Origin of the sequence: Pedococcus bigeumensis, from assembly GCF_039531795.1 — a bacterium.
Classification (GTDB): domain Bacteria; phylum Actinomycetota; class Actinomycetes; order Actinomycetales; family Dermatophilaceae; genus Pedococcus; species Pedococcus bigeumensis.
In genome coordinates, this window is record NZ_BAAAQS010000003.1 from 522,991 (window position 1) to 534,743 (window position 11,753).

Below are 11,753 nucleotides of genomic sequence, written 5' to 3' on the forward strand. Positions count from 1 at the left end.
CCTTGTCCGTCAATACTTTTCAACAGCGGTGCCATTCAAACCAGTGGGTATGCGGCGCGGCTGGGTTCCACGTGAAACGTGGCCCACCGGCATACCTAGATGTCGAGGAAGCGCACGTCGCGGGCGTTGCGCTGGATGAAGCCACGGCGTGACTCGACGTCCTCACCCATCAGGATCGCGAAGATCTCGTCGGCCGCGGCCGCGTCGTCGAGCGTGACCTGGAGGAGCACCCGGTGGTCGGGGTCCATCGTGGTCTCCCACAGCTCCTGGTAGTCCATCTCGCCCAGACCCTTGTAGCGCTGGATGCCGGCGTCCTTCGGCAGCCGCCAGCCCTGGGCCTGGCCGGCCAGGACCATGGCGTCGCGCTCGCGGTCGGAGTAGGCGAACTCGTGGGGGTGGTTGCTCCACTTGAGCCGGTAGAGCGGGGGCTGCGCGAGGTAGACGTAGCCCTCCTCGATCAGCGGCCGCATGAACCGGAACAGCAGGGTCAGCAGCAGGGTGCGGATGTGCAGGCCGTCGACGTCGGCATCGGCCATCAGCACGATCTTGTGGTAGCGGGCGCGGGTCTTGTCGAAGTCCTCGCCGATGCCGGTGCCGAACGCCGAGATGAGCGCCTGGACCTCGTTGTTGGCCAGCACCTTGTCGATGCGGGCCTTCTCGACGTTGAGGATCTTGCCGCGGATCGGGAGGATCGCCTGGTTGTGCGGGTTGCGACCGCGCACCGCCGAGCCGCCGGCCGAGTCACCCTCGACGATGAAGACCTCGGAGATCGCCGGGTCCTTGCTCTGGCAGTCGCGCAGCTTGCCGGGCAGGCCGCCGGACTCGAGCAGCCCCTTGCGCCGGGTCGCCTCGCGCGCCTTGCGGGCGGCCATCCGCGCTGCGGCGGCCTGCACCGACTTGCGGACGATGTCGCGCCCTTCGGTCGGGTGCGCCTCGAGCCAGTGGCCGAACTCGTCGGTCATGGCGCGCTGGACGAAGCCCTTGACCTCGGAGTTGCCGAGCTTGGTCTTGGTCTGGCCCTCGAACTGCGGCTCGCCGAGCTTGACCGACACGACGGCCGTGAGGCCTTCGCGGATGTCGTCGCCGGTGAGGTTGTCGTCCTTCTCCTTGAGGAGGTTCTGCTTGCGCGCGAAGTCGTTGATGAGCTTGGTCATCGCCGCGCGGAAGCCCTCCTCGTGGGTGCCGCCCTCGTGGGTGTTGATGGTGTTGGCGTAGGTGTGCACCGACTCCGAGTAGGCGTTGGTCCACTGCATCGCGAGCTCGAGGCTGAGCTGGCGCTCGGTGTCCTCGGACTCGATCGAGATGATGTCGGCGTGCACCGGCTCGGACTTCTTCGAGGAGACCAGGTGGGTCACGTAGTCGACCAGGCCGTTGTCGTACTTGTACGACACCTTGCGCGGCTTGCGCTCCGTGGCGTCGACCGTCTCGGCGTCGTCCTCGGCGGTCTCGGGCTGGCGCTCGTCCACGAGGTTGATGGTCAGGCCCTTGTTGAGGAAGGCCATCTGCTGGAACCGGGCGCGGATCGTCTCGAAGTCGTAGGTGGTCGTCTCGAAGATGTCGCCGTCGGCCCAGAAGGTCACCGTGGTGCCGGTGCGGTCGGAGGCCTCCATCGTCTCGAGGGGGGCCACCGCCTCGCCCCGGTTGAAGGAGATGCGGAAGACGTGCCCCTTCTGGTGGACGTCCACGTCGAGCCGCGTCGAGAGCGCGTTGACCACCGAGGAGCCGACGCCGTGCAGCCCACCGGACACCTTGTAGCCGCCGCCGCCGAACTTCCCGCCGGCGTGCAGCTGGGTGTAGACCACCTCGACGGCGGACTTGCCCTCGCCGGCATGGATGTCGGTGGGGATGCCGCGGCCGTTGTCGGCCACCCGCACGCCGCCGTCGGCGAGCAGCGTCACGTCGATGGTGTCGGCGAAGCCGGCCAGCGCCTCGTCGACCGAGTTGTCGACGATCTCCCAGACCAGGTGGTGCAGACCCCGCTCGCCGGTCGACCCGATGTACATGCCGGGGCGCTTGCGGACCGCCTCGAGACCCTCGAGGACGGTGATCTGGCTGGCGTCGTAGTCGGACCCGGGCGCCGCGCCGACGATCTCCGCCTCGACGACCTCACGAGCAGCCTCGGCCTCGGCGGCCGTCAGGTGCTCGGTGGGCGTCTGCTGGGGGACCTGCTGTGCGGGGGTGCTGTCTGCCGGGGTGCCGGCTGCGGGGGCGTTCTGGTCTGGCGTGTGGTCAGCCTCGGACACGGTGCTCCTTCTCCGGTGGCACAGCGAACAGGGGATGCCCCCTCGGCTCGCGGTGCCCGCTCATGGCACGCGACCAGACTGGAAGCCAGCTGGCCGCGAATTCACCTCCGAGTCTACCTGTCGGAGGTGTCAGATCTCGCGTCAGGAGGCCCGGGAACGCGGATTTGCGACAAAAAACGGGCCTTTCACGGGTGGGGATACGTCTCCCACCCCCTGAGCGCCCGATTCTCTCGTTTCGCGAGGCCCCACGAACCCGCCGGGACCACCCGGCCGGACCACCAGGCCGGACCGCCCCCCGGGTCAGGCGCCCGGGTCAGGCGCCGAGTGTGCGCTGGATCAGGTCGCGCACCGACTCCGGTATGCCGTGCTCGGGCAGCGTGACCTCCTCACCGTCCGGGGGGCAGGCCACGTGGTAGACGAAGGCGTCGGGGACCGGCCGGGTCGGCGCCGTGGCGGCCAGCTCCTGGAGCCGGTGCTCGGCCAGCAGCGCCGACCACCCCCGGGCGTCGTCGTCGGACAGCTCGGCCAGCGCCACGGTGCGGGCGCGACGCTGCCCGGCCAGCCCACCGGTGCGCCGGACCTGCACCTGGGTCTCCGGGGGCACCGGAGCCGGCTCGGGCTCCGGCCGCGGGGAGGGTGCCGGGGCAGGAGCGGGAGCGGGGGCAGGCTCGGCCGGACCCTGCGCCGGCCCCGACGAGGCTTTGGCGTCCTGCGCCGGGGAGCCGGCCGTCAGCACCCCCACCTGCTCCCAGGCCGACCGGATCGCCGTCGCCGCGGGTGAGCCCGCGGCATACCTGCGCTCAGCGGCCTCGACGGTGAGCCGCGCGAACGTCGCGAAGTCGGCCGTCGCGGTCAGCGCACCCCCGGTGAGGACGTCGAACCAGACCTGGCCGGCGACCTCCCAGGCGGGCCCGCCGATCGTGGTGGCCGCGAGGTAGAAGGCGTGGTTGGGGATGCCCGAGTTGAGGTGCACCCCACCGTTGTCGTCGGTGGTCTCGACGTAGTCGGCCATCGTCGCGGGCTGGGGGTCCTTGCCGAGCTGGGGGTCGTCGTAGGCGGTGCCGGGCGCCCTCATCGAGCGGAGCGCGACACCGTTGACCCGGGCGGTGAACAGGCCCGCGCCGATCAGCCAGTCGGCGGAGGCGGCGTCCTGGCCGAGGGCCTGCTGCTTGACCAGCGAGCCGAACACGTCGGAGATGCTCTCGTTGAGCGCGCCCGACTGGCCCTCGTAGACGAGGGCGGCGGTGTGCTCGGTGACCCCGTGGGTGAGCTCGTGACCGATGACGTCGACCGCGATGGTGAACCGGTTGAAGACCGTGCCGTCGCCGTCGCCGAAGACCATCTGGGTGCCGTCCCAGAAGGCGTTGTCGTAGCCGCGGCCGAAGTGCACGGTGCCGAGCAGGGGCAGCCCTCGGCCGTCGAGGGAGTCGCGCCGGTAGGTCTGGTCGAAGAGGCTCCAGGTCTGCCCGAACCCGTCGTAGGCCTCGTCGGCCGCGGGGTCACCGGTCGCGGGCTGCCCCTCGGCGCGCACCGTCGTGCCGGGGGTGGTCTGCGTGCCCTTGGCGTCGGCGATGGTGCGCTGGGGTCCGCTGCCGTCGTCGGCGTGGGGGGCGGCGAGCCCGCCCTGGTGCTCGACCGGGTGGTCGGTCGTCGAGGAGGTCGTCGGGACCCCGGCCGAGCGGTGCGCGCGCAGCGCGTGGTCGCGGTCGAGCGAGCGCCGGGCGCACTCCGCCACGGCCTCGTCGCTGTGACCGGTCAGCGCGGCGAGCAGGTAGGGCGGGACGATCGTGCAGCCGTGGGTCGGACGTTCGGTCATGGATCCATCGTGCGCCGCAGGGGTGACAGCCGCATCCCCGCGTTCCGGTCCGGCGGTGTGAGCCGGTCGCTAGATTGCGCGCGTGCGGCAAGCCCCGGTGCTGGTGGTCCTGGTCGCCCTCCTGGTGGGGGTGAGCGGTGGCCTCGGCCTGCGCGCGGCTCGGGCGCCCCACGAGCTGGTGGTGGCCGACCCCCCGGTGCGGTTCGAGCTGCCCGCCGGCTGGCACCGCTACGACCGCTCGGGCGACCTCGGCGAGCCCTACGTCCGCGAGGCGGCCGCCCGGCAGGGCTTCACGATGCAGGACTACGTCGCCAAGATCCGGGCCAGCACCCTGGCCACCGCCGTGGGCCCCGCCTCCGAAGGCCGCTACCAGTCGATCGACGTGCAGAAGGGCGGCTTCTCGAGGCTGCCGACCACGCAGGAGATCACGAGCCAGATGACCCGCCTGGCGATGGAGGTCGACAGCACGCACTCGGTGTCGACCGCCGGCGAGGTGGTGGTGGCGCAGGCTCACTACCCGGTCGCGGAGGGCCGGGCGGAGACCGAGGTCATCCACCTCCTGACCCACGGTGAGGGCGTGATGATCACGGTCAGTGCCGTGGGGGGCGGCGACGTCGAGGCCGTCGTGGCACAGGTCCTGGCGACGCTCCGCACCACGTGACCTGGTCGCCCGGGCGGTCGGCCGCCTAGCCCCACCCCGAGTGGTGTGCTCCGGGTTTGCGCTGGTCACGCCCCCGCCGAGGGTGGACACTGCCAAGTGGAAGTCGTTGCAGGGGACGCGAGTGCTTGAGTGCTGCTCGTCCGGGAGGCTGCGAGTGACTACACCAGCAGGGTCGACACCGCCCACGGCTGGGCCGTCGCAGGGGGGGCCTGCACTCGGGTCCGTCCCGGCCCATGACCTGGGGCCTGACCTGGGGCCTGACCTGGGGCCTGACCTCGCGCAGGGCCTGGCCGCCGAGCTCCGCGAGAGCCGTGAACAGCTCGCCGCGGTCAACGAGGTGCTGTCCGCGGTCGGCCGATCGGCGGGCGATCCCGAGATGGTCCTCACCACGATCGTGGACAGCGCGCGCCGACTGTGCCGCTCGGATGCCGCGCAGCTCTGCCTCCTCGACGACGAACACGTCTTCCAGCTGATCAAGGCGGTCGGCATCAGCGACGAGGCGATCGCCTACATCGCCGAGCACCCCCTGCCGCTGGATCGCGACACCCTCATGGGTCGGGTCGCGCTGGACCGCCGGGCCCAGCAGATCGACGACGTGGTGGCCGACCCGGAGTACGGCCGCCTGGACCTCCAGCGCGTCGCGGGGTTCCGGACCACCATGGGCGCGCCGCTGGTCGTCGACGACCAGGTCGTCGGGGCCCTGGTGCTGTGGCGCAACCAGGTCAGCCCCTTCGCCGACCGCGAGATGACCATCGTGACGGCCTTTGCCGGCCAGGCGGCCCTCGCCATCAACGGAGTCCGCCTGGTGCAGGAGCTGCAGGCCGGCCGGGCCGAGCTCGCCAGGCGGGTCGACCAGCTCGAGGCGCTCGCCGAGGTGGGGGAGGCGGTCAGCTCCAGCTTGGACGTCGACGAGGTCCTGACGACGATCGTCAGCCTCGCGGTCGAGCTCTCGGGCACCGACGGCGGCTCCCTGATGGAGTACGACGAGCAGACCCAGCTGTTCTCCGTACGCACCACCTCCGGCACCGAGCCGGACGTCGTGGAGGCGTTGCGAGGGACCAGGATCCACATCGACGAGACCTTCGTGGGCCGGGCCTGCCTCGAGCGCTCGCCACAGCAGATCGAGGACCTGTCCCTGGTGGACCGCGACCCTCACCTGTCGGTCCTGTATGCCGCGGGGTGGCGATCGGTCGCCGCGGTACCGATGGTGCGGTCGGACCGGGTCGTGGGCGCCATGGTCGTGCGGCGCAAGGTGCCCGGCTTGCTCAGCGACGAGACCTGTTCGGTGCTGGAGGCGTTCGCGAGCCAGTCCACGATCGCCCTCACCAACGCCCGGCTCTACCAGCAGCTGGAGCTCCAGAGCGCCGAGCTGGCCGAGGCCAGCCAGCACAAGTCCGAGTTCCTGGCCAGCATGTCGCACGAGCTGCGTACGCCCCTGAACGCAGTGATCGGCTTCTCCGAGGTGCTGCTCGAGCGGATGTTCGGCGACCTCAACGAGCGCCAGGAGGACTACCTCCGCGACATCCTGAACTCGGGACGGCACCTGCTCGCCCTCCTGAACGACGTCCTCGACCTGAGCAAGGTGGAGGCCGGCCACATGGAGCTCGACCCGACCGAGTTCGACGTCGCCGAGACGGTCGACTACGCCCTGTCGATGGTGCGCGAGCGGGCGGCGGCACACGACATCACGCTGCACCGGGAGGTGGCGCCCGACGTCGACGTCGTGCGAGCCGACGAGCTCCGCTTCAAGCAGGTCCTGCTCAACCTGCTCAGCAACGCGGTGAAGTTCACCCCCGACGGGGGGCGGGTGGAGGTACGGGCCCGCACGGTTGACGGCGACCTGGAGATCACGGTGTCGGACACCGGGATGGGCATCGAGCCCGCCGACCAGCAGCGGATCTTCGACTCGTTCCAGCAGGGGGGACGCACCGCGCGACAGATCGAGGGCACCGGCCTCGGGCTCACGCTCACCAAGCGGATCGTCGAGCTCCACGGTGGCCGGCTGTGGCTGGACAGCGAGGTCGGCCACGGCAGCACGTTCGGCTTCTCGCTCCCCCTCGACCGGGGCGCCCTCGCGACCGCGCTGCCCGAGCGCTCAGCCGAGACCGGCGACGACCGTCCGGTGGTGGTGGTCGTCGAGGACGACCGCAGCTCGGCCGAGCTGCTGTCGCTGCACCTGGAGGCAGCCGGGCTGCGACCCGTTGCGGTCCCCGACGGACCGGCCGGGCTGGCTGCGGTGCGTGAGCTGGCCCCGGCCGCGGTGATCCTCGACATCCGGCTCCCGGGGATGGACGGCTGGGACGTCCTGGGTGCGATCAAGGGCGACCCCCACACGGCGTCCACCCCCGTGGTGGTGGTCTCGGTCATCCACGAGCGCGGGCGCGGCTTCGCCCTCGGCGCGTCCGACTACCTCGTCAAACCCGTGGCGCGGGACGACCTGCTCGCGGCCCTGCGTCGGCTCGTCGCGCTCCCGGTCGACCAGACCGCGCGCAAGGTGGCCGTGTTCGTCGACGACGACCCCCTGGCGCTGGAGCTGGTGCGGCTCGCCCTCGAGCCGGCCGGGTGGGTGGTGCACACCTGCACCACTCCGGACGTCGCGGTGTCGCTCATCCGGGCGCACCGACCTTCAGTGGTCCTGGTCGACCTGCTCATGCCGGAGACCGACGGCTTCGAGGTGGTCGACCTGCTCCGGTCCGACCCGCAGACCGCCTCGGTCCCGGTCGTGGTCCTCACGGCCAAGACACTCACGGCCCGGGACCGCGAGCTGCTCGACGGGCGGATCGAGTTCGTCACGTCCAAGAGCGCCGTCGATCTCGGGCTCCTCGCCGTGCGACTGGCCCAGATCACCGCCGGACCGGTCCGGTCCCGCGGGCGGGAGGCGGGATGACCAGCTGGGTCGTCCTCCTCGTCGAGGACAACGAACGCAACCTCAAGCTCGCGCGAGACGTGCTGGAGTATGCCGGGTTCACCGTCCTCGTGGCGACCACCGGTGAGGAGGCCGTCGCCACGGCCCAGAGCCGCGCCCCGGATGTCATCCTCATGGACCTCCAGCTGCCCGGCATCGACGGCCACGCGGCCCTGTCGCTGCTTCGCGCCGACTCCTCCACGGGGCACATCCCGGTCGTGGCCCTGACCGCCTTCGCCATGGCGCAGGACCGTGACCGTGCCCTGGCGGCGGGGTTCGACGGCTACCTCGAGAAGCCGATCAGTGTCCGCACCTTCGCCGACCAGGTACGCGCCCACCTCAGAACGGAGGACCCCCGATGACGACCGACGATGCCGTGATCCTGGTGGTCGACGACCTGCCCCAGAACGTCAAGCTGATGGACGCGGTCCTCACCCCACGAGGCTTCGTCGTCCACACCGCCGCCTCAGGCGAGGAAGCGCTCGCGTGGTTGTCCAGACAGGTCCCCGACCTCGTGCTGCTCGACATCCTCATGCCGGGGATCGACGGCTACGAGACCTGTCGGCAGATCCGCGCCAACCCGGCCACGTCGTTCCTCCCGGTGGTGATGGTGACCGCCAGTGGTCAGGAGCAGAAGCTGCGTGCCATCGAGGCCGGCGCGGACGACTTCCTGACCAAACCGTTCGAGCAGGCCGAGCTGTTGGCACGGGTGCGGTCACTGGTGCGCGTGAAGAGGTACCACGACACCATCGAGCGACAGGCTGCCGAGCTGGCCGACTGGAACCGTGAGCTCGAGGCCAAGGTGGCGGCCCAGGTGACCGAGCTGGAGCGGGTCGGTCGGCTGCGCCGGTTCCTGTCGCCCCAGGTGGCAGGGCTGGTCGTGGAAAGTGGCGACGACGGGTTCCTGCAGAGCCACCGCAGCGAGATCACGGCGGTCTACTGCGACCTGCGTGGCTTCACCAGCTTCGCCGAGACGGCCGAGCCCGAGGAGGTGATCTCGGTCCTGCGGGAGTACCACCAGGCACTCGGGGACCTGGTCTTCCGGTTCGAGGGCACCCTCGAGCACTTTGCCGGCGATGGGCTCCTCGTCTTCTTCAACGACCCGATCCCGTGCCCCGACGCACCGGAGCGGGCAGTGCGGATGGCCGTGGCGATGCGGGGCCGCGTGGCAGAGCTCGCGGAGGGGTGGCGCAGCCACGGGCACGAGCTCGGGTTCGGCGTCGGCATCGCCCAGGGCTACGCCACGCTCGGCCGGGTGGGTTTCGAAGGGCGCTACGACTATGCGGCGATCGGCACCGTGACCAACGTCAGCGCGCGGCTGTCGGCCCAGGCCCAGGCGGGCCAGATCCTCGCCACCCAGCGGGTCGTGACCGGAGCGGCCGAGGTCGCGGTGACCCGCTCGCTCGGACCGATGGAGCTGCGCGGCATCACCAGGCCGGTCGAGGTGTTCGACATCCTCGGCCTCGACGCCGCGCGGGTCACGCCATGACCTCGCTCGACGTCTCCCGCCCGCTGGCCGAGCTCGACGAGGACGAGCGCAACGCGGCATACGACCGGCTGCAGGGCCGGCTGCCCTCGGTCTGGAGGTCGATGCGGCTCAACGAGCCGGGCGAGTCCGTCGTGGTGGTCCCGTCGGTGTCCCTCGACCGCGTCACGGCCAAAGGGGGTGCGGTCAACCAGGCCATGGAGGAGCGCTACCTGTTCCTGTTGCTGCTGCTGCGGCAGCCTCGGCTGCGCATGGTCTACGTGACGTCGGGCCCGGTCGACCCGGCGATCGTCGAGTACTACCTCGCCCTCCTGCCCGGGGTGATCCCCAGCCATGCCCGCGCCCGCCTGTCGCTGGTGTCGGTGGGAGACCTCACGCCGCGACCCCTCACCGAGAAGCTGCTGGAGCGGCCCCGCCTCCTGGCAGACATCGGCGCCCTCATCCCCGACCGCAGCCGGTCGCACCTCGTGCCCTACACGACCACCACCCTGGAGCGGGACCTCGCCCTCGAGCTCGGCATCCCCATGTACGGAGCCGACCCGAGGCACTTCGCGCTGGGCACCAAGACCGGGTGCCGGCGCCTGTTCGACGAGGCCGGCGTGGACTACCCGGCGGGTTTCGAGGACCTCCGGTCGGTCGACGCCATCGTGGACTCCCTGGCCAAGCTGCGTGCTCGCCGCCCCGGCGTCGAGGAGGCGATGGTGAAGCTGAACGAGGGGGTGGCCGGTGCCGGGAACGCCCTCGTCGACCTCCGTGGGCTCCCACCCACCGGCTCGACGTCGGAGCGGGCCGAGCTGGAGGACCGGGTGCGGACGATGGAGCTCGAGGGCAAGACCGTCACGCACGACCTGTACTTCGCGAAGTTCGCCGAGCGCGCCGGCATCGTCGAGGAACGGATCCTCGGCGAGGAGGTGCTCAGTCCGAGCGTTCAGCTCCGGATCACCCCCCTCGGGGAGGTGGAGGTGCTGTCGACGCACGACCAGATCCTCGGCGGGCCCACAGGACAGTCCTACCTCGGGTGTCGGTTCCCGGCCGACCCCGAGTACGCCGGCACCATCACCCGGCAGGCGAGCGCGGTGGGGGCCCGGCTGGCCGAGCTCGGCGTGCTCGGACGGTTCGCGATCGACTTCGTCGTCGTCCGGCGTGGCGCCGGGTGGGACTCGTACGCGATCGAGGTCAACCTGCGCAAGGGTGGGACCACGCACCCATTCCTCACCCTGCAGTTCCTCACCAACGGCCGCTACGACAGCCAGACCGCCCTGTTCACGACCCCGGCGGGTCGGGAGAAGCACCTCGTCGCCACCGACCACCTCGAGGACCCGAGCCTGCGAGGACTCCGCGTGAACGACCTCTTCGACGTCGTGGCGCGCACCGGGCTGCACTTCGACCCCGCCAGCCAGACCGGCGTCGTGTTCCACATGATCAGCTCCGTCACGGAGGCGGGCCGGGTCGGGATGACGGCAGTGGGAGACACCGCAGCCAAGGCGCAGGAGTGCTACGACCGGGCGGAGCGGATCCTCCTCTCCGAGGCCCGCTCCGCCGCCACCCCCAGATCACTCCCCTGAGGGGGTGGCCCCGAGCGCGTCATGAGCTCAGGCAGCGATCGTGGTGGCGTGCCGCAAGGCCTCGACGACGACCTGGTGCCAGTCCAGCTGGGTCACGTCGGTGCGGCAGGACGCGCTCCCGCAGTCGCAGGACCACACCCACTTCCCGCGCACCTTGTGCACGACCGGGTGGTGGTGGGCCAGATCGGGGTGGTGTCGACGGTTCCGGTTCATGACCTCCTCCTTCGTCCGTCCCTCCCGGCGCTTCCGGGGTGGTCACTCCACGGTCCCGGCTGGCGGCGCGACGGTCTGTGCACTGGCGTACGGAGCGGGTGTGCTCGTGGTGACACTCGGCCGACGGCGCCGACGGCGCCGACAGCGCCGACAGCGCCGACACGCCGAGCCGCATGTGGTGCACTGAGTCATGGAGTGGCAGCTGCTTCGGGACCTGACCGAGGGGGAGCGCCGTGAGGTCCTGGCCATGGCGAGGCGCCGTCAGTTCAAGCGCGGCGAGATCCTCTTCCACGAGGGAGACCCCGCCGACACGGTGCACTTCATCGCGCAGGGCCGGGTGATGGCTCGGCGCACCTCCCCCATGGGTGACTCGGTCGCCTTCCGGGTCATCGGCCCGGGCCGGGCCCTCGGCGACGTGGCCGTGGTGTCGACGGCCCAGCGCCGCAGCTCGACAGTGAGCGCCCTCGAGCCCACGACGACCCTCAGCCTGACCTTCGCCGAGTTCGCCCGGCTGTGTGAACGCCATCCCGAGATCCAGACCCAGCTGGCCACGCTCCTGGCCGCGCGGGTGAAGCGACTGTCCGACCACCTCCTCGAGGCGCTGTTCCTGCCCACCGACCGCAGGGTCGTGCGTCGGCTCCTCGACCTGTGCGAGCAGTACGAGACCGGCGCCGACCAACCTGTCGTCATCCCGCTCACCCAGACCGACATCGCCGAGCTTGCCGGCGCGACCCGCCCGTCGACCAACCGCGTGCTACGCGCCCTGGAGGCCGATGGCCTGGTCCGGCTGCGGCGGGGACAGGTCGATGTCGTCGACCGGACGGGCCTGCAACGCAAGGACCGGTGACCCCGTCGAGGACGGCC

General features: G+C 71.0%; 9 protein-coding genes. 6 read left to right on the forward strand and 3 right to left on the reverse strand.

What is annotated here, in order from left to right; all coding sequences use genetic code 11:
- Positions 1-95: 95 nt before the first annotated feature.
- Positions 96-2,090 (reverse strand): DNA topoisomerase (ATP-hydrolyzing) subunit B, encoded by a 1,995-nt coding sequence (gene gyrB / locus ABD262_RS13125; protein ID WP_344138198.1) that lies wholly within the window; start codon positions 2,088-2,090, stop codon positions 96-98.
- A gap of 466 nt (positions 2,091-2,556) precedes the next feature.
- Positions 2,557-4,059, reverse strand: a complete 1,503-nt coding sequence (locus ABD262_RS13130) for a protealysin inhibitor emfourin (protein ID WP_344136785.1) — start codon at positions 4,057-4,059, stop codon at positions 2,557-2,559.
- An 82-nt stretch (positions 4,060-4,141) separates the two neighbouring features.
- Between ABD262_RS13130 and ABD262_RS13135 the strand changes: the two genes are divergently transcribed.
- The 5 genes from ABD262_RS13135 (at position 4,142) to ABD262_RS13155 (ending at position 10,676) form a co-directional block, all read left to right on the forward strand.
- Entirely contained in the window at positions 4,142-4,720 is a 579-nt protein-coding gene (locus ABD262_RS13135) for a hypothetical protein (protein WP_344136787.1), read from the forward strand.
- 376 nt (positions 4,721-5,096) lie between these two features.
- Positions 5,097-7,607, forward strand: coding sequence for a response regulator (locus ABD262_RS13140; protein WP_344136790.1), 2,511 nt, complete (start codon positions 5,097-5,099; stop codon positions 7,605-7,607).
- On the forward strand, positions 7,604-7,987 hold the full coding sequence (locus ABD262_RS13145; RefSeq protein WP_344136793.1) for a response regulator: 384 nt from the start codon (positions 7,604-7,606) through the stop codon (positions 7,985-7,987). The genes ABD262_RS13140 and ABD262_RS13145 overlap by 4 nt, the downstream gene beginning before the upstream one ends.
- Positions 7,984-9,114 carry a response regulator gene (locus ABD262_RS13150; protein ID WP_344136796.1) on the forward strand — a complete coding sequence of 377 codons (1,131 nt, stop codon included), beginning with the start codon at positions 7,984-7,986 and terminating at the stop codon, positions 9,112-9,114. The genes ABD262_RS13145 and ABD262_RS13150 overlap by 4 nt, the downstream gene beginning before the upstream one ends.
- Positions 9,111-10,676 carry a peptide ligase PGM1-related protein gene (locus ABD262_RS13155; RefSeq protein WP_344136799.1) on the forward strand — a complete coding sequence of 522 codons (1,566 nt, stop codon included), beginning with the start codon at positions 9,111-9,113 and terminating at the stop codon, positions 10,674-10,676. The genes ABD262_RS13150 and ABD262_RS13155 overlap by 4 nt, the downstream gene beginning before the upstream one ends.
- A gap of 27 nt (positions 10,677-10,703) precedes the next feature.
- Here ABD262_RS13155 and ABD262_RS13160 read toward each other — a convergent pair whose 3' ends face one another.
- The gene (locus ABD262_RS13160) at positions 10,704-10,889 is read right to left on the reverse strand and encodes a hypothetical protein (protein WP_344136802.1); all 186 of its coding nucleotides are present in this window, start codon (positions 10,887-10,889) and stop codon (positions 10,704-10,706) included.
- Positions 10,890-11,079: 190 nt separating this feature from the next.
- Between ABD262_RS13160 and ABD262_RS13165 the strand changes: the two genes are divergently transcribed.
- On the forward strand, positions 11,080-11,736 hold the full coding sequence (locus ABD262_RS13165) for a Crp/Fnr family transcriptional regulator (protein ID WP_344136805.1): 657 nt from the start codon (positions 11,080-11,082) through the stop codon (positions 11,734-11,736).
- Positions 11,737-11,753 lie beyond the last annotated feature (17 nt).